We start from the raw sequence: 20,999 nt of genomic DNA, 5'->3' as shown, positions 1-20,999 counted from the left end.
CGGCCGGCCCCGTCTGTGAACCCGGCCCCGCCTGTGAAACGGAGTCCCCCATGAGCGCCTTGTTCGAGCCCTACCCGCTGCGTTCGCTCACCGTCCCGAACCGCGTCTGGATGGCCCCCATGTGCCAGTACAGCGCGGCGATGTCGGGGGCGGACACAGGAGTGGCGAACGACTGGCACCTCGCCCACTACGCCGCTCGCGCGGCCGGCGGCGCCGGGCTGATCCTGCTGGAGGCCACCGCCGTCGTCCCCGAGGGCCGCATCAGCCCCGCGGACCTCGGCATCTGGAATGACACCCAGGTCGCGGCGCTGCGCCGGATCACCCGCTTCCTCAAGAGCCAGAACACCGTCCCCGGCATCCAGCTCGCCCACGCGGGCCGCAAGGCGTCCACCGGACTCCCCTGGCAGGGCGGCGCGCCCGTCGGCCCCGACGAGCACGGCTGGCAGCCCGTCGGCCCCAGCCCGCTGCCCTTCGACGACGGACACCCGGTGCCCGACGAGCTGACGAAGGCGCAGCTGGCGGAGGTGGTCGGACACTTCGCGGAGGCCGCCCGACGCGCTCTGGACGCCGGGTTCGAGGTCGCCGAGATCCACGGCGCACATGGTTATCTCATCGGCGAGTTCCTCTCCCCGTACAGCAACCGCCGTACCGACGCCTACGGCGGCTCATTCGAGAACCGCACTCGCTTCGCCCTGGAAGTCGTGGACGCCGTCCGCGCCGTCTGGCCCGACGAGCTTCCGCTGTTCTTCCGGATCTCCGCCACCGACTGGCTCGACGAGGCCGGCTGGACGCCCGACGACACGGTGCGCTTCGCGGCGCTGCTCCGGGAACACGGCGTAGACCTGCTCGATGTGTCGAGCGGCGGCAACGCGCCGGGTGTGCGCATCCCCACGGGCCCCGGCTACCAGGTGCCCTTCGCCGCGCGTGTCCGGGCGGAGACCGGCCTGCCGGTCGCCGCGGTCGGGCTGATCACCGAGCCGGAGCAGGCGGAGAAGATCGTCGCCAACGGCGAGGCAGACGCCGTGCTGCTGGGCCGTGAGCTGCTGCGCGACCCCTCCTGGGCCCGGCGGGCGGCCCGTGAGCTGGGCGGCGAGGCCCATGTGCCGGAGCAGTACCACCGCTCGGTCTGAGGATCTCCCCCGGAAGGGAGCGGAAGCGACCAGACGCGATCCCCGTCGTACTACGGTGACTCTCGTACGATGGAGGCGTCGCATCGCCGGAGGCCGCACCGAGGGATGGGTGGGAGTGAAGCCGTATGACCCGTGAGACCGGCGGCGGCCGGGTGCTCGAGCACCCGGAGCCCGCCGCGATCCGCCTGGAGGGCGTGCTGCACGCGCTCGCGGACCCCATGCGGCTGAGGGTCGTGTGCGAACTGGCGTCCGCCGAGTCCGAGCTGTCCTGCTCGTACTTCGACCTGCCCGTCACCAAGTCCACGACCACGCACCACTTCCGCGTCCTCAGGGAGAGCGGAGTGATCCGGCAGTTCTACCGGGGCACGGCGAAGCTCAACGCCCTGCGCCGGGACGATCTGGCCGCGCTCTTCCCGGGGCTGCTCGACGCCGTCCTCGAGGCGGCCGGCAAGGAGGAGGCCCGGCTCGGCGTCTGACCGGCTCCGGGCTGCGGACGGGCCCGGGGTGGCGGACGGGCCCGGGGTGGCGGACTGGCCCGGGGCGACCCCGACAGCGGACGGGGCGGGGGGCTGGCGCGGCGACGGGGGAAGCGGCCGCGCCGCGAGTGGGGCGGCTGGTGCGGTGCGCCGCTCAGCGCGGCGTCGCCGCCTGCAACAGCCCCGGCCAGTCGGGGATCTTGACGATATGCCGGCCCAAGGACGCCCCGAGCGCCGCCTCCGCAGACTCGATCGCGAGCCAGCCCGGCCACAGCACCGGACGGCGGCCCCACTCCCGCAGCCGGGCCAGCGGATCGTCCGCCACCGCCCGCCGCGCCAGCTCCGGCGCATCCGCGAGCAGCGACGCCGCGGTCTCCTTCGCACACGGCCGGTTGGTGCCGATCACGCCCGTCGGCCCGCGCTTGATCCACCCGGCCACATACTCACCGGGCGACGGCGTCCCGTCCCGCAGCACCCGTCCGGCCCCGTGCGGCACCGTGCCGCGCCGCTCGTCGAACGGCAGCCCAGGCAGCGGCGCCCCCCGGTATCCCACCGCCCGCAGCACCAGCTGCGCCTCGATCTCCTCGTACGCACCCGTACCGCGCACCCCTCCCGACCCGTCAGGCACGGTGCGCTCGAACCGTACGGCCCTGACCCGTCCTTCCCCTTCCAGCAGCTCGACCGGGCGCAGGAAGAACCGCAGCCTTATCCGGCGGTCCCGCCCGGGCTCCGCCCGCCGTGCGTCCTCCGCCTCCGCCCAGCCCCGTACGACGCCGAGGTTGCGCCGGTTCACCGCCGGGAGCGCGGCAAAGGCCGCTCCGGCCGGATCGGCGTACGCGGGATCGAGCTTCAGCTCCGCCGGGTCGACCGCCACCGCGGCCGAGGGCAGCGCGCCCAGCTCCCGCAGCTCCTTGGTGGTGAACTTCGCCTGCGAGGGGCCCCGTCTGCCCACCATGTGCACCTCGCGCACCCGGCTGCCCGCCAGCGCGCCCAGTGCCGCGTGCGGCATGTCCGTGCCTTGGAGCTCTCCCGCCTGACGCGCCAGGACACGTGCCACGTCGACCGCCACATTGCCCACGCCGATCACCACGGCCGACCGCACGTCCAGGCCGAAGGCGCCGCCCGACGCGTCCGGGTGCGCGCTGTACCAGGAGACGAAGTCGGTGGCCGAGTGGCTTCCGGGCAGGTCTTCGCCCGGTACGCCGAGCCGCCGGTCCCGAGCCGCCCCGACGCAGTACACGACCGCGTGGTAGAGCTCCAGCAGCCGCTCGGGGCCGAGCCCGTCGGCGCCGACCTCGACATTGCCGACGAAGTCGATCCGGTCGTGCTCCAGCACGGTCCGGAGATTGTTCTGCAGTGACTTGATCTTCTCGTGGTCGGGCGCGACTCCGTACCGCACCAGGCCGTACGGGCACGGCAGCCGGTCCAGCACATGGACGCGCACATCCGGAACCGCCGACTGCTGTACCAGGGACTGGGCGGTGTAGACCCCGCTGGGGCCCGATCCGACGACGGCGACGCGAAGCACGGGTGCGCTCCTTCCCACGGGGTGGGGTTTCCAGCATGGCACCACGCGACGGCGCTGGGGAGTGTCCCCCTCCGCCCGGCGCGCCGCCGCCCGCCGAGTCGTCACATGGCGCGCATCCGGTTGATCTCGCTGGTCTGCTGGGCGATCACATCGGCCGCCATCTCCTCGATCAGGACGTTGTTCCCCTCCGAGAGAACCTCGGCGGCCATGGTGACCGCGCCCTGGTGATGAGTGATCATCAGCTTCAGGAACAGCTCGTCGAACACCGTGCCGCGTGCCGCGCGCAACTGCTCCAGCTGCGCCTGGGTCGCCATGCCGGGCATCAGGCCGTGGTCGTGGCCGCGCCCGGTGTCCTGCCGCCGGTCCCCGCCGTTGTTTTCGAGCCAGGCCTCCATCGCGCCGATCTCCGGCTTCTGGGCGGCGGCGATCCGCTCTGCCACCTTCTTGACCTGTGGAGACGTCGCGCGGTCGGGAACCAGGCCGGTCATCGTCAGCGCCTGGGCATGGTGGACGATCATCATGCGGGTATAGCTGAAGTCCGCCGCATTGGGACTGTCGTCCGGGGTGGCCTTCGCGGCCTCCTCGGGGGACAGCGTCCTGGCCGGCTCGCCGGGTTTGCCCGGCGCCACCACGGGCGGGCCCGCAGCCCCCTTGGCCTCCGCGGGAGCGCTCGGCTGCGCATCGCAGCCGGTGAGGGCGAGCAGGGCCGCCGCGAGTGCCGCCGCGGCCGCGGGCGGCGTGAGCGGGACGAGGCGGGGGCGGGATCCAGTCATACTGCGACGGTTCGCACTGCGACGGTTCACACTGCGACGGTTCAACACGCGGACCTCCTGTGGCACTTGTGGTGGTTGGGGGTCGTGCTGCGCGCCTGCGGGCGGCCGCGGTCAGGTCGCCCTCACGTCGTCTCCAATGCCCACTGTTGATATGTCCATGCAAGGGACGATACTGCCGGGGTCCGTCAACCGTTCCACCGCGAACGGACCGAGGGAGGACGCAGTGACCCTGTTGCACACCACCCGCGTACGGCGCAGACGACTGGGCGTGGCGACAGCCGCCGCCGGTCTGCTCGCCGCCCTGCTGACGGCCGGACCCGCGGCCGCCGTCCCCGACCCCGGGGACTCACCCGTCCGGCAGGACATCACCGCGCGGCAGGCGGCCGACACCCGCGCCGCCATCGCCGCGGGGGACATCCCCGATGTGGACGAGGTGGTCCACAGCGACAACGTCGAGCATCTGGCCACCATCCCGAAGGACGCGCTGAAGGGAACCAACTCGGACCTCGCCTTCCAGGGCCGATACGCCTACGCCGGCAACTACGACGGCTTCCGGATCTTCGACATCGGCGACCCGGCGTCTCCCAGGACCGTCGCACAGGTCCTGTGCCCCGGTTCGCAGAACGACGTCTCCGTCTCCGGCGACCTGCTCTTCCTGTCCACCGACTCCTCGCGCAGCGACGACTCCTGCAACAGCACCACCCAGCCCGCGACGGAGAAGTCGTCCTGGGAGGGTGTCAAGATCTTCGACATCAGCGACAAGCGCAGCCCCCGCTATGTCGCGTCGGTCGAGACCGCCTGCGGCTCGCACACCCACACCCTGGTGCCCGAGCGGCGCAACGTCTACGTGTACGTCTCCTCGTACTCGCCCAACGCCGCCTTCCCCGACTGCCAGCCGCCGCACGACGGGATCTCGGTGATCAAGGTGCCCCGCGCGGCGCCCGAGCGGGCCCGGGTGGCAGCCTTCCCGGTGCTGTTCCCCGGCGACGGCCCGGACGGCGGCGGCAACCCCGGCGGGCCGGCCAACCCCGGAGTCGCCAAGACCACCGGCTGCCATGACATCACCGTGCTGCCCGCCAAGGACCTGGCCGCCGGCGCGTGCATGGGCGACGGCATCCTGTTCGACATCAGGAACCCGGAACGCCCCCGGGTCATCGACCGCGTCCAGGACAACGTCAACTTCGCCTTCTGGCACTCCGCCACCTTCAACCAGCGGGCGGACAAGGTCGTCTTCACCGATGAGCTGGGCGGCGGCGGGGCGGCCACCTGCAACGCCGAGGTGGGGCCGGACCGCGGCGCGGACGGCGTCTACGACATCGTCGGCAGGGGCGCCAAGCGCAAACTGGTCTTCCGCAGCTACTTCAAGATCCCCCGGCACCAGGCCGACACCGAGAACTGCGTGGCCCACAACGGCTCGCTGATCCCCGTTCCGGGCCGCGACATCATGGTCCAGGCCTGGTACCAGGGCGGCGTCTCGGTATGGGAGTTCACCGACTCCCGGCGCCCAAGGGAGATCGCCTACTTCGAGCGCGGCCCGCTCAGCGCGGACACCCTGCGCGGCGGCGGATCGTGGTCGGCGTACTACTACAACGGCCATGTCTACTCGAACGACATCGCCAAGGGCCTCGATGTGCTGCGGATCGACGACCGGCGCACGGACTGGGCGAAGCGGCTGCGGATGGACGAGCTGAACGTCCAGACCCAGCCCGACTACTTCCGCGACTTCTTCCCCTTCCGGGGCTGAGGCCGTTTGCCGGGGCCGTTCCCGGGGCCGACAGGGGTCGTGGCGAAGACCGTTGGCCGGAGCCCGGGCCGCGCCGGGGCGGCATCTGCTGCGGGGGAGTGAAGCCGTGCTCAGCCGTGCAGCATCTCCGGCACCGTTCCGCCGGGCGGCCTCTCGCCCGGCGGGACGCCCAGCTCCCAGTCCAGCCCGTACCGCTGGAAGAGTTCTGCGCGCAGCCGCTCCCGGGGCATCGGCGCGCCCGGGAGCAGCACCGCGAACACCGCGCCCATGAGCAGGGCGCGCAGCATCGGATAGTCCGCTTCGACGTCCCGTGAGCCGTACCGCTCGACGGTGTCCCGCAGCAGGAACGCCAGTCGCTGCTGCTCAGGGCACTGCACGAAGCCCTCGGCCTGGAGCACCCCCGACATATGGGTGCGCATCAGCAGCGGACGGTCGACGGCGAGCCCCAGGATCGCGTCGACGGCCCGCGCCAGCCGTTCCCGGCCGTCCTCGGGCCGCGGTTCCCGCTCCAGTGCCGCCTCGAGGGTCAGATGCATCAGCCGGTGCACCGCGGACTGCAGCAGCTGGCGCTTGCCGGGGAAGTAGTACGACACGAGCCCGCGTGCCGCGCCCGCCCGGTCGGCGATGTCGCCCAGCGTCGTCGCCTCGTAGCCGCGCTCGCCCACCAGATCGACCGTCGCCTGGAGCAGACGCTCTCGGGAACGACGGCGGAGCTCTTCATTGACCGATGGGCTCCGCGGGGACATGCTTGACTCCTGCGTTGACTGGCTCCGAGCCAATATACTCAGCGCGGCCCCGCTGTGCCGGTGCCAGGGCCTGGTCAGCGGGGATGCCGCCCGAACCGGGCGACGCGGGGGATCGTCCGGTTCAGGCGGTTTTGCCGCGCCTTCATTCTCTCTCCGGCCGTTCGGTCTGCGGTGCCCGGTGCCCGGTGCCCGGTGCTCAGCGGGCCGCGGCCGGACCGGCCGACGGGCGGGTGATCCCGGCGCGGTCCAGCACCGGGAGCAGGCCCTTGGGCCGCTGGTGGACCGGCAGATGGTCCACGAAGTGCACGGCGCTGCCCAGCCTGACGGCCCCGCCGTCCGCCCTCTGGTCGTCGCCGACCATCAGCACCTCGCGCGGGTCCAGGCCGATTGCCTCGCAGGCCGTGCGGAACAGCCGGGCGTCCGGTTTCTGGACACCGTGCTCATAGGAGAGGACATAGGCGTCCACCAGCGGATCCAGTCCATGGGCACGGAAGACCGGCCGCAGATCCCAGCCGATGTTGCTGACGACGGCTACCGCGAGCCCGTGGTCGCGCAGCGCTCCGAGCACCTCGCCCGCGTCCGGATAGGGGCTCCAGGCGTCCGGCGTCATATGCCGGTCGTACAGGGCGTCGTACAGCCCCTCGTCGGGCAGCTCCACCTGGCGGGCGAGTCCCGTGTACGCCGCCCGGTGGTGCTCCCCGCTGATGTCGCGTGTGCGCCACAGCTCGGACAGCTCATCGGGCATCCGCTGCGGAAACGAGCCGCCGGGCAGCGCCCCCGCCGCCTCGAGCCCCTCGGCGCACCGGGCCAGTTCCGCCTCGTCCAGCCGCTCCCCGCGGGCGTCGAGGACCGCGCGCAGCCAGTCGGACGTCGACTCGATGCGGAACAGCGTTCCCGAGAAGTCGAAGAGCACACCCTTGATCGTCACTGCTTCCTTGACCGTCATGGTCCCGGATCCTCGCCGGACGGCCCCATGCGCCGCAAACGGGTCACGGCGCGTCCGGCCCCGGCGTACGAGGCGATGGCGAGCCCGGTGATCAGCGCCCCCAGCAGCCAGCCGCCCACCACGTCCGACGGCCAGTGCACGCCCAGATACAGGCGGGTGAAGCCCACTCCGGCCACCGACACGGCCGCGGCTGACGCACACCACGCCCATGGCCGCCCCCGCACCCCTTCCCGGCGCAGCAGCCACGCCAGCAGCCCGCAGGCGACGGCCGCCGACATCGCATGACCGGAGGGGAAGGCGGCGTAGTCGGCCGAGTCGACGGGGTCCGCCCAGCGCGGGCGCTCCCGGTCGACCGCCGACTTCAGGCCGTGCTGGACGCCCGTGCCCAGCACGCTCGCCGCCGCGACCCACACGGCCAGCAGGCGCTCCCGGCGCGCCCACAGCCAGACGGACGCGGCGAGAGTGAGCACTCGCATCGTCCAGGGGTCCCACACCCAGTCCGACAGCACCCGGTTCAGCCGGGTGAAGCCGGGCTCGGCGACCGCCGAGCGGTGCAGTTCCCCGGCCACCGCCCGGTCGAAGGAGAGCAGCGGGGCCCAGTCGAGGGCCACCAGCACCGTCAGCGCGGCCGCGGCGGCGGCGCACAGCGCGAGATACGCTCCGCGGACTGCGGTGGCCGCGGTGACGGGGCGGGCCTCCGGATGCAGCAGGTGCATAAGGAAATCCTCCCCGCTGCCGGGCCGCCCCACCAGGCCGTGCCGGGGGCGTTCATTCAGCCGGCGACGGCGGCCGGGTCCGCAGCGCCCGGTGCGGACGCCCCGACGCCTACCGGGCTCTTCTTCCGGATTTTCGGCTCCCGCCTCTTGGCCTCTGCCCCGAACACCTGGAGGCTGCGGTGGACACGTCAAAGTGGCGTGTGTCCAAAACCGTGGCTTCCAGGAGGACTTGGTGCTGAAGAGCGCACGAATCCGCAAGGCTCCGCTGATCCTCGCGGGCGCTTTCACCTTGGTGCTCGCCGTCCCGAACGTCGCTTTCGCCGCCCCGCCGCCCGCCCTGCCGGCCAACGCGGACACGCTGGACCGCACATTCCAGCCGGGATACGACTACGACACCGACGGCTGCTACGCCGTGCCCGCCATCGGCCCCGACGGCTCCATCAACGGCGGTCTGAAGACCACCGGGTCCCTCAGCGGCAGCTGCCGGGACGCATCGGACCTCGTCAACACCAACGGGTACTCGCGCTCCAAGTGCAACAACGGCTGGTGCGCCATCATGTACACCTCGTACTTCGAGAAGGACCAGGCCATCCCGGGCTGGGACCCGTTCGGGCACCGGCACGACTGGGAGCACGTCGTGGTCTGGGTGCAGGGCGACGAGGCGAAGTACGTCGCCACCTCGGCCCACGGGGACTTCGACGTCTACCCCCGCGACAAGATCCGCTGGGACGGCGCCCATCCGAAGGTCGTCTACCACAAGGACGGTCTGTCCACTCACTGCTTCCGGCCCGCCAACTCGAACGACGAGCCGCCGGAGAACCACCAGCACACCTGGCAGTACCCCGCCCTGGTCGGCTGGAACGGCTACCCGGCCGGTCTGCGTGACAAGCTGGCCAACGCCGACTTCGGCAGCGCGCACTTCGGGATCAAGGACGGCAGCTTCGAGGGCAACCTCGCCGAGGCGAAACCGTCGGGGGTCCCGTTCGACCCCTACGCCTGAGCAGCAGCCATGCCTGAGCGGCAGCCATGCCTGAGCGGCAGCGCGTTGGGCCCGTAGGTCTCCGCCGTCTGACGTTCAGGGCCGCCCTGGTGGCCAGGCCGTGTTCGGGAAACCGAAGCGCGGCCTAGCCCAGCGCCCGCAGGCCCGGGGCGAACGCCACCAGCAGCGGCGCCACGGGCGCCAGCGCGGCCGCTGCCGTCAGCCTCAGCCGGCGGCCCGCGGTGAGCCGCGGGACGGGGGAGAGCAGCCGGTTCACACGTTGCGGCAGTTGCCCGTCAGGCGTCGGGCACGGCCCGAACACACCCCGGTCCTCGTTGAGTTCGACCAGTGCGAGCGCGATCGTGAGCCGGCCGAAGCGCCGCGAGGCCACGTCGTCCGCGGCCAGCTCCACCAGTCGGTGCATCTCGTCACGGAACGCCGCGAAGACCGGCACCTGCGGGAACCCGGCGGCCAGCGCCCCGGAGCAGTGCAGCAGCCAGTCGTGCCGCGCCCGTGCGTGGCCCTGCTCGTGCGCCAGCACCGCGTCGAGCTGGCGGCCCTTCAGCCGCCGCAACGCCGCGGTGGTGACCACCAGTTGGGGGGTGGGGCCCGGAAGCCACCAGGCGTCCGGGCGCTCGCCCTCCAGCACGACCAGCGGCTCCCCGGCCGGCTTCTCCCCCGGCAGCAGCGGCGAGCGCGCCAGCAGCTCCGCACGCCGCCGCTTGCGCCGGAGCTGCGCCCGGCGGATCTCCCGCGCCAGCATCGCCGCCGTCCACAGGCCGCCGCAGGCCAGGGTGACCGCCAGCACCGCGGACCACGGCTCATGGGCGGCCAGTGCATAGGCCTCGACGACGGCATGCGGGGCGGGGGCGAAGACCTGGCCCCGTACGAGCTGCCAGGCGGCGGCTGCGCTGAAGGTCATCGACAGGGCGAAGGACAGCAGTACGGCGGCCACGGCGCACTGCCATACCCAGAGCGCCACCACCGGCTCGCGCTCCGCCCAGTCGGCCCTGGCCAGCAGGCGCGGAGCGACGACGGCGACCAGCGTGCCGAGCGAGAGCAGCGCAAGGGAGACCACCATGCAGTCCACCCTATGAGCGTGCGCCTACCCGGGGGTATGGTCGCGGGCTCCAAGTGACGCACGCCACGGTTTGCACTCCGAGAGAATCCGTCTCACAGAGCGAGAAGCATCGTCAGCATCGCCATCCCCATCGACACCCGGCAGGCCAGTGCCAGTTCCGGCCGTGCCGCCCAGGCCACCGAGGGTGGCGTCGCCACGCCCGCCGCCGCGGGCGCGGGTATCAGCCGCGCCCCGGAACGCAGCACATAGACCGTGTAGTAGACGAGCAGCAGCCCGGTCAGCAGTGGCGCGCCCCCGGCCGGGTGACTCCCGACGGCATGAGCGCCGTGCCCGGATGTGCCCGCCGCCAAGGGGTGCGCCGCGGCCATGTAGACCATGGCCAGCGAGCCGACAAGATGGTGCAGATGGTGTGTGCTGCGCACCGCGGGACGCAGGGCCGGCAGCGCGACCGCGCCAAACACCAGCGCGTACACCCCCCAGGTCCACTCCGGCGGGGTGAACACCGCGGTCGGGGCCGCCATCGCGGCCATGCCGATTCCCATCAGAGCCTCGCTCCCGGCCGCCTTGCGCGCCGCGCCCGCGCAGCGGCGCATCCGCAGCAGGCAGTAGCCGCCCGTCGCGCCGCACAGCGCCATGAGCAACCAGCCGGCCGCCGACGCTCCATACACGGCGTACCCCCCTTCGACCGTGTCGAGGAGTGAATGCCCGTCCAGACACCGCCTACGCGAGCGCACAGGCGTGCGAAGGGGGCGCGGGGCGGCGAATCGAGCGACGCTCCGCCCCGGCTCCAGCGGAAGGCCGCCCTCCGCGGTGCGGCGCCCGCACGGCGACCCGTATGCGGCACCCGGACGCCGACGAGACGCAGAGCCGCGCCCCGCCGCTCCCGCGCCGCTCCCGCGCCGCTCCCGCGCTCCGCCCCGCCGCGCTCGCGCGGCGGCCGCACGGCGCACTTGTACGCCGAAGAGGCCGCCCGTCTCCCCCGCCCCGGTCGGCCGTCGCCGTTCAGGGGCGGTAGCGCAGCGGATGGTCGGCGGGCACCTCGACCACGGCGATGCGATGGCCGTCCGGGTCCGCGATCCACATCTCGATCAGCCCCCACGGCTCCCGCACCGGTTCGCGCAGCACCGTCACGCCCGCCGCCGCCAGCTCCGCGTGGGCCGCCGCCGCGTCCTCGACCTGGAACCAGAGCTGCACCGCCGGCGTCGCCCGTGGGCCCTCCCCGTCGGGCAGCCGCCCCGACACCTCAAGGAAGCCGCCGCCGAGGAAGTAGACCGTGCCCCGCTCCGGGCCGGTGCCGAACTCGCGATAGACCGGCAGCCCCAGCTGCTCCCCGTAGAACCGCCTGGACCGCTCTGGATCCGCCGGACGCAGCAGGGTCCGGCTGCTCAGCACATGAACCATGGTCCAAACAGTAGGCCCGTCGGCGGGGTTAGGCTCAATGGCGCCCCAACCGACCATGGACGACGGAGAGTAGCCGCATGGACACCGCACCGCCCCCGAGTGCCGGCGAACTGACCTACCGCGACGCGGTCGAGGCCGATGTGCCGGCGCTTGTGCCGCTGATCGAGTCCGCCTACCGCGGCGACGCGAGCCGGGCCGGCTGGACCACCGAGGCAGATCTGCTCGACGGCCAGCGGACGGACCCCGAGGGCGTGCGCGAGGTGATCACCAAGGCCGGCAGCCGGCTGCTGGCGGTCGCGCGGGACGGCGAGCTGATCGCCTGCTGCCAGTTGGAGCGCCGCGGTGACGCCGCCTACTTCGGGATGTTCGCGGTCCGGCCCGAACTCCAGGGGTCGGGCCTGGGCCGCCGGATCATCGCCGAGGCGGAGCGCACGGTGCGCGACGAGTGGGGCGTGCGCGAGATGCATATGACCGTGATCTCTGTGCGCGAGGAGCTGATCGCCTGGTACGAGCGGCGCGGCTACCGCCGTACGGGACAGCTCAGCCCCTTCCCGTACGGCGACGAGCGCTTCGGCATACCCCAGCGTTCCGACCTGGCCTTCGAGCTGCTGGTCAAGGAGCTCGGCCCTGCGGAGCTGCCCTGACGTACTGCTCTGAAGAGCTGCCCTGAAGAGCTGCCCTGAAGAGCTGCCCTGAAGATCCGCCCGGAAGGTCCGCCCGGAAGATCCGCCCGGAAGAGCTGCCCGGAAGCGCCGGCGAGTCAGGCCGTGAACCGGCCCGTGCGTCTGATCTCCGGGAAATCGGTCGTCGCGCCGTCCAGCTCCAGGGCGCGCACCAGCCGCAGATGATCCTGAGTGTTGACCACCCAGCCGATCACCCGCAGTTTCTCGCCGTGCGCGCGCTCGACCGTCTCCAGCGTCAGCCGCCGGATGTTCAGCGCGAGCGCGCCCGCGCCGACCGCCTTGGCCCGGTCCACGATGTCCGCCCCCCAGCGGCTGGCGACCAGCACCGTGCGCACGCCCGGCACCAGCCGGGCGATCTCGGCGACCGCGTCGTCGTGGAAGGACGACACCTCGACGCGGTCGGTCAGATCGCGGCGCAGCATCACCTCGGCCAGTGACTGCGCCGCGGCCACGTCCTTGATCTCCGCCTGAAGCGGGGAGTGCACGGCATCCAGCACTTCCTCGAAGAGCGGGACGCGCTCGCCCTGGCCGGCGTCCAGCTCCCGCAGCTCCGCCAGGGTCTTCTCGGCGATGGGCCCCTTTCCGTCCGTCGTGCGGTCCACGTCGGCATCGTGCATGACGACCAGCGCGCCGTCCTTGCTGAGGTGCAGATCGAGTTCGATGGCGTCCATGCCGGACCGTTCGGCGCGGACGAACGAGCGCACGGTGTTCTCCGGCTCGACGCCCATGACTCCGCGGTGACCGATGGTGAGGAAAGTCAAGGTTCTCTCGCTTCCGTCGACGGCGGCTCCCGCGGCCGCCGCCCGTCGGCGGCCGCGCGGCAGCACGCAGCCTAACGGCCCCGTCCGGCGGCGAACCCGGTCCCGCACGGGAGGCGCCGCACTCCGTCACCCGCTCGTGGGCGTGTCCCGCACGCCTTGACGCGGGGGCCGCGACGCAGGGGCGGGCGAGCCTTGCCCGGGCCCGGCCCCGGTGCCCCGCAGCCGCCCCCGAGACTCTGTGTTCTCGCAGAAGCGAGCGTCGGCAGGGTTGCCGACAGGAAAAACTTCGGCGATCAGGGGGTGTGAACGAGAGTATCTTTCATGGGCCCCCTTGCTGTAGGAATCCGGTGCTGGATACGGTGTGGTGACGCGAGGTTCTCCCGTGGAGGAAGTGACATGACGGAAATTCTTGTGCAGGACGCCGCCGCCGGAGGTGTTTCCCGCGGGGCCGCACCCCAAGGCGACCCGGTGATCGAGCACCGGGCCTGGCCGGCGCTCAAGAATGCCGTCGAGCAGATCCGCCCATGGCAGTCCAAGGACGGATCGATCGACTTCACCGCCGAGGACGCCCCCGAGCGCGCCGCCGCAGAGGCCGTGCTGGGGCAGGTGATCAAGGGCGTCGAGGAACTCTCCCCGCTCGTCTCGCACGACGCCGCCTACCACCGTGCGCTGGTCGCCGACCTGCGCAAGTGGGCGGACGACGGCTTCGGCGCGCCCGACTTCCTCGACTCGCTGCTCGCCTTCCAGCCCGCCGCCCACCGCGTGGACGGGCTCCAGCACCTGGTGCTGTTCCCCATGTACACGCAGAACGGCAACCCGGACCGCAACCTCGAAGCGGTCGTGCTGCGCATGGTCTGGCCCGACTGGCTCGCCGAGCTGGAGGCCACCCGCTATGACAACCCCCTCTTCTGCGGCATCACCTTCGAGGACTTCACCGCGGGATACGACACCAACTCGGCCGTTCTCTTCCCCGAGACGATCGCCGTCCGCGAGGCCCCCGAGCGGTTCAGCTGGGGCGGCATCTTCTGCGACCGCGAGGCCGCGCGCTTCCGCCGCGTCACCGAGGAGGCCGTCCGCGTCCTCGGCCTGCAGCTCCCCGACGACATCCGTGAGATGGTCGGCGACCAGGAGCGCTGCCAGCAGGCGTTCGTCCTGTGGGACATGGTCCACGACCGCACCCACAGCCACGGCGACCTGCCCTTCGACCCCTTCATGATCAAGCAGCGCCAGCCGTTCTGGATGTACGGCCTCGAGGAGCTGCGCTGCGACCTCACCGCCTTCAAGGAGGCCGTGAAGCTGGAAGCCGAGGGCAACCAGCACGGACGCGACGTGCAGTACGCGGTCCTCTTCGACCGGATGTTCCGCTTCCCCGTCAGCGGCGACCGGGTGCGCAACTACGACGGCCTCGGCGGCCAGCTTCTCTTCGCCTACCTCCACAAGCACGATGTGGTGCGCTGGACCGACAACACCCTCAAGATCGACTGGGAGCGCGCCCCGCAGGTCACCAACCAGCTCTGCGCGGAGATCGAGAAGCTCTACCGCGACGGCATCGACCGCCCCAAGCTGGTCCACTGGTTCGCCGCGTACGAGCTGGTCTCCTCCTACCTCGCCCCGCACCCCGGCTCGCGCTGGGCCAAGGGCCCGGACGCCCTCGACCTGACCCAGCCGCCGCGCAAGCTCGTGGACGACGTGCTTCCGGACGAGTTTCCGCTGAGCATGTTCTATGAGGCGCTGGCCAAGAAGCTCAAGGGTGTGATCGCCTCCACGAAGGGCATCACCGCACAGAGCACGGCACAGAGCACGTCGGCCGGCGAGGCGCAGAGCGCCGGGCAGGCCGCCGCGTGAGCTCCCCCACCCACAGCACCCAGGAGGCGACGCCCATGAACGCAAACGGCAACGGAGGGCCCCTGGAGGGCGCCGTCGTCGCGGTCGCCGGAGCGGCGGGACCGGCAGGACGTGCGACCCTGCTGCGCCTCGCCGAGGCCGGTGCGACTGTCGTCGCCTCCGACGCCGACCCCGTACGCCTCGCCGAGGCCGTGGACGCCGCCCGCTATGCGCACGGCGGCTCGACCGTCACAGGGGACACCGTCGACCTGCTCGACCTCGGCGCCGCCCGCGAATGGGCGGCCAAGACCGAGAAGGAGTTCGGCCGGGTCGACGGACTGGTCCACCTCGTCGGCGGCTGGCGCGGCAGCGCCACCTTCGCCGACACCGACCTGGCCGACTGGAACCTGTTGGAGAGGCTGCTGATCCGCACCGTCCAGCACACCTCCCTCGCCTTCCACGACGCGCTGCTGCGCAGCGACCGCGGCCGCTATGTGCTGATCAGCGCCGCCGGAGCGAGCAAGCCGACCGCCGGGAACGCCGCCTACGCCGCATCCAAGGCCGCCGCCGAGGCCTGGACGCTGGCGCTCGGCGACGCCTTCCGCAAGGCGGGGGGCGAGCACGGCCCCGGAGCCGCGGCTGCCATCCTGGTCATCAAGGCACTGGTGCACGACGCCATGCGCGCCGAGCGCCCGAATGCGAAGTTCGCGGGCTTCACCGACGTCAAGGAACTGGCCGAGGCCATCGCCGGAGTCTGGGACCGGCCCGCCGAGGAAGTGAATGGACAGCGCCTGTGGCTGACTCCCAAGCCGTGACCGTGGTGAGCGCCGGGACACCGGTGAAGACCGACGCCCGACGTCACCACGACCCCGAGGTCCGCGGCTTCGCCAGCGACAACTACGCCGGTGTGCACCCCGAGATCCTGGCGGCGCTCGCCCTCGCCAACGGCGGTCACCAGATCGCCTACGGCGAGGACGAGTACACGGGGCATCTCCAGCGCGTGATGCACAGCCACTTCGGCCCCATGGCCGAGGCGTTCCCCGTCTTCAACGGAACCGGCGCGAACGTCGTGGCGCTCCAGGCGCTGACCGACCGCTGGGGCGCCGTGATCTGCGCCGAGTCAGCGCACATCAACGTGGACGAGGGCGGCGCGCCCGAGCGGATGGGCGGCCTGAAGCTCCTCACCGTCCCCACCCCCGACGGCAAGCTCACCCCCGAGCTGATCGACCGGCAGGCATGGGGCTTCGACGACGAGCACCGCGCCATGCCGCAGGTGGTCTCCCTCGCCCAGAACACCGAGCTGGGGACCGTCTACACGCCCGCCGAGATCAAGGCGATCTGCGAGCACGCCCACGGCCTCGGCCTGAAGGTGCACCTCGACGGCGCCCGGATAGCCAACGCGGCGGCCTCGCTCGACGTGCCGATGCGGGCCTTCGCCAACGCCGCCGGGGTCGACGTCCTCACCCTCGGCGGGACCAAGAACGGCGCGCTGTTCGGCGAGGCCGTCGTGGTGCTCAACCCGGACGCCGTCCGGCGGATGAGGCATCTGCGGAAGCTGTCGATGCAGCTCGCCTCCAAGATGCGCTTTGTCTCGGTGCAGCTGGAGGCGCTGCTCGCCCGCGACCTGTGGCTGCGCAACGCCCGGCACGCCAACACGATGGCCCGGCGGCTCGCGGAAGGCGTGCGGGCCGTCGAGGGGGTGGAGATCCTCTACCCGGTGCAGGCGAACGCGGTCTTCGCCCGGCTGCCGCACGCGGTGAGCGAGCGTCTGCAGAAGCGCTTCCGCTTCTACTTCTGGGACGAGGCGGTCGGCGACGTCCGCTGGATGTGCTCGTTCGACACGACCGAGGACGATGTGGACGCCTTCGTCCAGGCGCTCAAGGAAGAGATGGCGCACTGAGCGACGCGTGTGAAGCGCGCGTGTGAAGCGCTGTGGGCTCCCGTCCGTCCGGACGGGAGCCCACAGCGCTTCAGCGGATCGTGCCGCCTCTCAGTCCCGTACGGCAGCCGGCGTCGGGGCGGTGCCGCCCAGGTGCGCCGGAATCCACCAGGTGTCGTCCGCGTCCTTCGGGCGCACCGGATAGGCGCGCTGCGCGGCTTCCAGCAGTTCCTGCGCCCGCTCGCGCAACCGGCGGGTGATCGCCCCCGCGTACTGGTCGGACGGCGCCTCGACGGGTTCGCCCACCCGTATCGTCACCGGGATGTGGCTGCGCCTGAAGTTGCGCGGGCGGCCCTTGGTCCACAGTCGCTGGGTGCCCCACAGCGCCATCGGGATCAGCGGCACACCGGCCTCCTGCGCCAGCCTCGCCGCACCCGACTTGAAGGACTTCAGAGTGAAGGACTGCGAGATCGTCGCCTCGGGGAAGACCCCGACGACCTCGCCGGAGCGCAGCGAGTCCAGTGCGTGGGCATAGGCCGCCTCACCCTGTCTGCGGTCCACCGGGATGTGCTTCATACCGCGCATCAGCGGCCCGGAGATCTTGTGCCGGAAGACGGAGTCCTTCGCCATGAAGCGCACCAGCCGCTTCTGCGGGAGGGCGGCGAGGCCGGTGAAGATGAAGTCGAGATAGCTGATGTGGTTGCTCACCAGCACCGCGCCGCCGGTACGCGGGATGTGCTCGGAGCCCTGGGTGTCGATCTTCAGGTCCAGTGCCTTGAACATCGTCAGTGCGGCGCCGATGACCGGCCGGTAGACGAGTTCTGCCATTGGGAGAACACCCTTTCGTCATGCCCGGGGAAGGAGTGTTCTCCCGGCGAAGTTACGCAGCCGTAGGTTTTCGGCATTGCGCAGATCGTGCCCCATGTGTGCCGTCCTGGCCAGCCCTGGGCGCTTCAGGGGGCGAGATTCTCGTCACGTCGCGNCTGGGCGCTTCAGGGGGCGAGATTCTCGTCACGTCGCGTCACGGAGCGGCGGGAATGTTTGCGGTGCGGTGAGCAGTTCGGTGCAGGATGTCATGAGGACGGTAAGGAGGAGCTCAGTGCACAGTGGAACCGAGCCACATGGCCGAACGCCCGCCACACGGCTCGACGCGCGGACGCTGGGGGCGGCCGCGCTAGGGGAGAGGGCCACGCTCGTGCAGTTCTCCAGCGCGTTCTGCCAGCCTTGCCGGGCCACTCGCCGCACCCTCGCGGAGGTCGCGGACATGGTCGACGGCATCGAGCATCTGGAGATCGACGCGGAGGAGCGGCTGCCGCTCGTGCGGAGACTGGGCATCACCGCCACACCCACCGTGCTGGTGCTCGACGCGAGCGGCCGGATCGTGGTCCGGGCCGCGGGCCGGCCCCGCAAGGCCGATGTGATCGCGGCGCTGGGGCGGGCGGTATGACGACGTCCCGGCTCGACGCCGCCCTCCCCGCCGCCCTTCCCGCCGCGCGCGACCGCTCCGCGGCGTCCGCTGCCGACGTGCCCGCCGCGCGCGACGGCGTCGCGGTCTCCGACGTCGCGGTCTCCGGCGTCGCGGCCGCCCTGCCCGGCTCCGCCGATCTGCTGCGGTCCGTCTTTCGGCGGCACGCCGCGGGCGTCGCCGTGATCACCGCCCACGGCGAGTGCCCCGTGGGCTTCACCGCCACCTCGCTGACCTCCGTCGCAGCCGAGCCCCCGATGGTCTCTTTCGGCGTAGGGACGGGCTCCTCCAGTTGGCCCGTGCTGGAGGAGGCCGAGCACATAGGCGTCCACATACTCGGCGAGCACCAGCAGGACCTCGCCGCCACCTTCGCCCGCAGCGGCGCGGACCGCTTCGCCCCGCCGACCCGCTGGCGCACGGGCCCCGAGGGCGTGCCGCTGCTGGAGGGGGTGCTGGCATGGCTGGTGTGCCGGGTGGTCGCCCGCGTCCCGGCCGGCGACCACCGCATCGTGATAGCCGAGGCGGTGTCCGGCGACCCCGCGGGCGCCGGCCGTCCGCTTCTCTACTGCCAGGGGCGCTTCAACGCGCTCCGTGACTGATTCACGCCCCTGGAGCGGGCGTCGGCACATCATGTGCGCCCCGGTGCAACCGCCGGTTACGGAGCGTTGGCAAGGTCACACTTCCAAGCGCTTGCTTACCGGAAATACAATAGGTGTACTGGTGAGTAATATTTCGTTCGGAGCGCGGCCCGCCCCGACCGGGATCCGCCTGATCGGACGCCTATGCTGCGTGCAAAGGCAGTTCGTTAGTGACGTAGTGACGATGCAGTAGGAGAGCCGGCGTGAGCTTGAGGATCGTTGTCTGTGTGAAGTACGTGCCCGACGCCACCGGCGACCGGCACTTCGCCGATGACCTGACCGTCGACCGCGACGACGTCGACGGCCTGCTGTCGGAGCTCGACGAGTACGCGGTCGAGCAGGCGCTGCAGATCGCCGAGGAGGCGGACGACGCGGAGATCACCGTGCTGACCGTCGGACCCGAGGACGCCAAGGACGCGCTGCGCAAGGCGCTGTCCATGGGCGCGGACAAGGCCGTCCACGTCGAGGACGACGACCTGCACGGCACCGACGTCATGGGCACCTCTCTGGTGCTCGCCAAGGCCGTCGAGAAGACCGGGTACGACCTGGTCATCTGCGGTATGGCCTCGACCGACGGCACCATGGGCGTGCTGCCGGCGGTCCTCGCCGAGCGTCTGGGCGTCCCGCAGGTCACGCAGCTCTCCGAGGTCTTTGTCGGGGACGGCGTCGTGAAGGGCCGCCGCGACGGCGACACCGCCACGGAGCAGCTCGAGGCGTCCCTGCCGGCCGTCGTGTCCGTGACGGACCAGTCGGGCGAGGCCCGCTACCCGTCCTTCAAGGGCATCATGGCCGCCAAGAAGAAGCCGGTGGAGTCCCTGGACCTGGAGGACCTGGAGATCGAGGCGGAGGAGGTCGGCCTCGAAGGCGCCTGGACGGCCGTCGAGTCGGCCGCCGAGCGTCCGGCCCGCACCGCCGGCACGATCGTCAAGGACGAGGGCGAGGGCGGCAAGCAGCTCGCGGCCTTCCTCGCGGAGCGGAAGTTCATCTGATGAGCAGCCTCGCGAGCCGCAAGTTCATCTGAGCTTCGGTCATCACCCCAACCGCCCCGCACACTTCGCAAGCAGGAGAGAAGAAGTCCCATGGCTGAAGTTCTCGTCTACGTCGACCACGTGGACGGCGCCGTCCGCAAGCCCACCCTCGAGCTGCTGACGCTGGCCCGCCGCATCGGCGAGCCCGTCGCCGTCTCCCTCGGCGCCGGCGCCGAGGCCACCGCCGCCGCGCTCGCCGAGCACGGCGCGGTCAAGGTGCTCACCGCCGACGCCCCGGAGTTCGCCGACTACCTGGTCGTGCCCAAGGTGGACGCGCTGCAGGCCGCGTACGAGTCGGTGTCCGCCGCGGGCTCCCCGGCCGCCGTGCTGGTCCCGTCCTCCGCCGAGGGCAAGGAGATCGCGGCCCGCCTCGCCGTCCGCATCGGCTCCGGCATCATCACCGACGCCATCGACCTGGAGGCCGGCGACGAGGGCCCGGTGGCCACCCAGTCGGTGTTCGCCGCCGCCTTCACCACCAAGTCCCGTGTCTCCAAGGGCACCCCGGTCATCACCGTGAAGCCGAACTCCGCCCCGGTGGAGGCCGCTCCGGCCGCCGGCGCGGTCGAGGCGCTGTCGGTGTCCTTCTCCGAGAAGGCCACCGGCACCAAGGTCGTCGCGCGCACCCCGCGCGAGTCGACCGGCCGCCCCGAGCTGACCGAGGCCACGATCGTGGTCTCCGGCGGCCGCGGTGTGGGCAGCGCCGAGAGCTTCTCCGTGATCGAGTCGCTGGCCGACTCGCTCGGCGCGGCCGTGGGCGCCTCGCGCGCCGCCGTCGACGCCGGCTGGTACCCGCACTCCAGCCAGGTCGGCCAGACCGGCAAGTCCGTCTCCCCGCAGCTGTACATCGCCTCCGGAATCTCGGGCGCGATCCAGCACCGGGCGGGCATGCAGACCTCGAAGACCATCGTGGCCGTCAACAAGGACGCCGAGGCCCCGATCTTTGACATGGTCGACTACGGCGTGGTCGGAGACCTCTTCGAGGTCGTCCCCCAGCTCACCGAGGAGATCAAGTCCCGCAAGGGCTGATCCTTTCTCGGCTCGGTCCCCAGGGGCGCTTCGGCGTCTGTGGCTCACTCGCCCATGGGGTGGAGGACCGGCGATCGGCACCGCACGGGGCCGCGCGGCGAGGCTCGCCGCGNTCCCGCAAGGGCTGATCCTTTCTCGGCTCGGTCCCCAGGGGCGCTTCGGCGTCTGTGGCTCA

22 protein-coding genes are annotated in these 20,999 nt (G+C 71.7%); 12 read left to right on the top strand and 10 right to left on the bottom strand.

The features are described 5' to 3' along the window. Window positions 1–50 precede the first annotated feature (50 nt). Together QCN29_RS09165 and QCN29_RS09160 are read left to right on the top strand one after the other, a co-directional pair. Window positions 51–1,130, top strand: a complete 1,080-nt coding sequence (locus QCN29_RS09165; protein ID WP_279927230.1) for an NADH:flavin oxidoreductase/NADH oxidase — start codon at window positions 51–53, stop codon at window positions 1,128–1,130. 125 nt (window positions 1,131–1,255) lie between these two features. After that, the gene (locus QCN29_RS09160) at window positions 1,256–1,606 is read left to right on the top strand and encodes an ArsR/SmtB family transcription factor (protein WP_240134724.1); all 351 of its coding nucleotides are present in this window, start codon (window positions 1,256–1,258) and stop codon (window positions 1,604–1,606) included. 154 nt (window positions 1,607–1,760) lie between these two features. Here QCN29_RS09160 and QCN29_RS09155 read toward each other — a convergent pair whose 3' ends face one another. Together QCN29_RS09155 and QCN29_RS09150 are read right to left on the bottom strand one after the other, a co-directional pair. Further along, entirely contained in the window at window positions 1,761–3,134 is a 1,374-nt protein-coding gene (locus QCN29_RS09155) for an FAD-dependent oxidoreductase (RefSeq protein WP_279927229.1), read from the bottom strand. Between the two features lie 101 nt (window positions 3,135–3,235). Next, window positions 3,236–3,907 carry a DUF305 domain-containing protein gene (locus tag QCN29_RS09150; protein ID WP_279927228.1) on the bottom strand — a complete coding sequence of 224 codons (672 nt, stop codon included), beginning with the start codon at window positions 3,905–3,907 and terminating at the stop codon, window positions 3,236–3,238. A 223-nt stretch (window positions 3,908–4,130) separates the two neighbouring features. On the opposite strand from QCN29_RS09150, the gene QCN29_RS09145 reads away from it, so the two are divergent. After that, window positions 4,131–5,651, top strand: a complete 1,521-nt coding sequence (locus QCN29_RS09145; protein ID WP_279927227.1) for an LVIVD repeat-containing protein — start codon at window positions 4,131–4,133, stop codon at window positions 5,649–5,651. Window positions 5,652–5,761: 110 nt separating this feature from the next. Here QCN29_RS09145 and QCN29_RS09140 read toward each other — a convergent pair whose 3' ends face one another. From QCN29_RS09140 to QCN29_RS09130, 3 genes are all read right to left on the bottom strand, one after another. Further along, a complete protein-coding gene (locus tag QCN29_RS09140) occupies window positions 5,762–6,397 on the bottom strand; it encodes a TetR/AcrR family transcriptional regulator (protein WP_279927226.1) in 636 nt (211 codons plus the stop codon). 196 nt (window positions 6,398–6,593) lie between these two features. Next, window positions 6,594–7,343: an HAD family hydrolase gene (locus QCN29_RS09135; RefSeq protein ID WP_279927225.1), complete on the bottom strand. Its 750-nt coding sequence runs from the start codon at window positions 7,341–7,343 to the stop codon at window positions 6,594–6,596. Beyond that, window positions 7,340–8,059 (bottom strand): phosphatase PAP2 family protein, encoded by a 720-nt coding sequence (locus tag QCN29_RS09130; RefSeq protein ID WP_279927224.1) that lies wholly within the window; start codon window positions 8,057–8,059, stop codon window positions 7,340–7,342. The genes QCN29_RS09135 and QCN29_RS09130 overlap by 4 nt, the downstream gene beginning before the upstream one ends. A 232-nt stretch (window positions 8,060–8,291) precedes the next feature. On the opposite strand from QCN29_RS09130, the gene QCN29_RS09125 reads away from it, so the two are divergent. Further along, window positions 8,292–9,059 (top strand): NPP1 family protein, encoded by a 768-nt coding sequence (locus QCN29_RS09125; RefSeq protein ID WP_279927222.1) that lies wholly within the window; start codon window positions 8,292–8,294, stop codon window positions 9,057–9,059. A gap of 124 nt (window positions 9,060–9,183) precedes the next feature. On the opposite strand, the gene QCN29_RS09120 is transcribed toward QCN29_RS09125, so the two are convergent. The 3 genes from QCN29_RS09120 to QCN29_RS09110 all read right to left on the bottom strand — a co-directional run bounded on the left by QCN29_RS09120 (window position 9,184) and on the right by QCN29_RS09110 (window position 11,520). After that, complete coding sequence (locus QCN29_RS09120) at window positions 9,184–10,119, bottom strand: M56 family metallopeptidase (RefSeq protein WP_279927221.1); 936 nt, start codon at window positions 10,117–10,119, stop codon at window positions 9,184–9,186. Between the two features lie 92 nt (window positions 10,120–10,211). Then, window positions 10,212–10,787, bottom strand: coding sequence for a DUF5134 domain-containing protein (locus tag QCN29_RS09115; protein ID WP_279927220.1), 576 nt, complete (start codon window positions 10,785–10,787; stop codon window positions 10,212–10,214). A 334-nt stretch (window positions 10,788–11,121) separates the two neighbouring features. Further along, window positions 11,122–11,520: a VOC family protein gene (locus QCN29_RS09110; protein WP_240134714.1), complete on the bottom strand. Its 399-nt coding sequence runs from the start codon at window positions 11,518–11,520 to the stop codon at window positions 11,122–11,124. Window positions 11,521–11,597: 77 nt separating this feature from the next. Between QCN29_RS09110 and QCN29_RS09105 the strand changes: the two genes are divergently transcribed. After that, entirely contained in the window at window positions 11,598–12,164 is a 567-nt protein-coding gene (locus tag QCN29_RS09105) for a GNAT family N-acetyltransferase (RefSeq protein ID WP_279927219.1), read from the top strand. 116 nt (window positions 12,165–12,280) lie between these two features. Here QCN29_RS09105 and QCN29_RS09100 read toward each other — a convergent pair whose 3' ends face one another. After that, window positions 12,281–12,964 carry a glycerophosphodiester phosphodiesterase gene (locus tag QCN29_RS09100; protein ID WP_240134712.1) on the bottom strand — a complete coding sequence of 228 codons (684 nt, stop codon included), beginning with the start codon at window positions 12,962–12,964 and terminating at the stop codon, window positions 12,281–12,283. Window positions 12,965–13,360: 396 nt separating this feature from the next. Between QCN29_RS09100 and QCN29_RS09095 the strand changes: the two genes are divergently transcribed. Genes QCN29_RS09095 through QCN29_RS09085 form a run of 3 tightly spaced genes read left to right on the top strand, consistent with a single transcriptional unit; the run spans window position 13,361 to window position 16,688 of the window. After that, window positions 13,361–14,809 carry a DUF6421 family protein gene (locus tag QCN29_RS09095; RefSeq protein ID WP_279927218.1) on the top strand — a complete coding sequence of 483 codons (1,449 nt, stop codon included), beginning with the start codon at window positions 13,361–13,363 and terminating at the stop codon, window positions 14,807–14,809. A 35-nt stretch (window positions 14,810–14,844) separates the two neighbouring features. Next, on the top strand, window positions 14,845–15,603 hold the full coding sequence (locus QCN29_RS09090) for an SDR family NAD(P)-dependent oxidoreductase (RefSeq protein WP_279927217.1): 759 nt from the start codon (window positions 14,845–14,847) through the stop codon (window positions 15,601–15,603). A 23-nt stretch (window positions 15,604–15,626) separates the two neighbouring features. After that, window positions 15,627–16,688: a threonine aldolase family protein gene (locus tag QCN29_RS09085; protein WP_279927276.1), complete on the top strand. Its 1,062-nt coding sequence runs from the start codon at window positions 15,627–15,629 to the stop codon at window positions 16,686–16,688. 90 nt (window positions 16,689–16,778) lie between these two features. Here the strand turns inward: QCN29_RS09085 and QCN29_RS09080 are convergent, their stop codons facing one another. Further along, window positions 16,779–17,495 (bottom strand): lysophospholipid acyltransferase family protein, encoded by a 717-nt coding sequence (locus QCN29_RS09080; RefSeq protein ID WP_279927216.1) that lies wholly within the window; start codon window positions 17,493–17,495, stop codon window positions 16,779–16,781. 247 nt (window positions 17,496–17,742) lie between these two features. Here QCN29_RS09080 and QCN29_RS09075 point away from each other — a divergent pair, with 247 nt between their 5' ends. The 4 genes from QCN29_RS09075 (at window position 17,743) to QCN29_RS09060 (ending at window position 20,824) form a co-directional block, all read left to right on the top strand. Continuing rightward, a complete protein-coding gene (locus QCN29_RS09075; RefSeq protein WP_279927215.1) occupies window positions 17,743–18,114 on the top strand; it encodes a TlpA family protein disulfide reductase in 372 nt (123 codons plus the stop codon). Further along, window positions 18,111–18,731 (top strand): flavin reductase family protein, encoded by a 621-nt coding sequence (locus tag QCN29_RS09070; protein ID WP_279927214.1) that lies wholly within the window; start codon window positions 18,111–18,113, stop codon window positions 18,729–18,731. Before QCN29_RS09075 ends, QCN29_RS09070 begins: the two co-directional genes overlap by 4 nt. 242 nt (window positions 18,732–18,973) lie before the next feature. Next, window positions 18,974–19,759 (top strand): electron transfer flavoprotein subunit beta/FixA family protein, encoded by a 786-nt coding sequence (locus QCN29_RS09065; RefSeq protein ID WP_279927213.1) that lies wholly within the window; start codon window positions 18,974–18,976, stop codon window positions 19,757–19,759. Between the two features lie 90 nt (window positions 19,760–19,849). After that, window positions 19,850–20,824, top strand: a complete 975-nt coding sequence (locus QCN29_RS09060) for an electron transfer flavoprotein subunit alpha/FixB family protein (protein ID WP_279927211.1) — start codon at window positions 19,850–19,852, stop codon at window positions 20,822–20,824. Window positions 20,825–20,999 lie beyond the last annotated feature (175 nt).

It is taken from the genome of Streptomyces chengmaiensis (assembly GCF_029846775.1).
In the GTDB taxonomy this organism is placed as follows: Bacteria; Actinomycetota; Actinomycetes; order Streptomycetales; family Streptomycetaceae; genus Streptomyces; species Streptomyces chengmaiensis.
The sequence above is the reverse complement of the archived record's forward strand: the minus strand, read 5'-3'. Positions and strand labels throughout refer to the sequence as shown.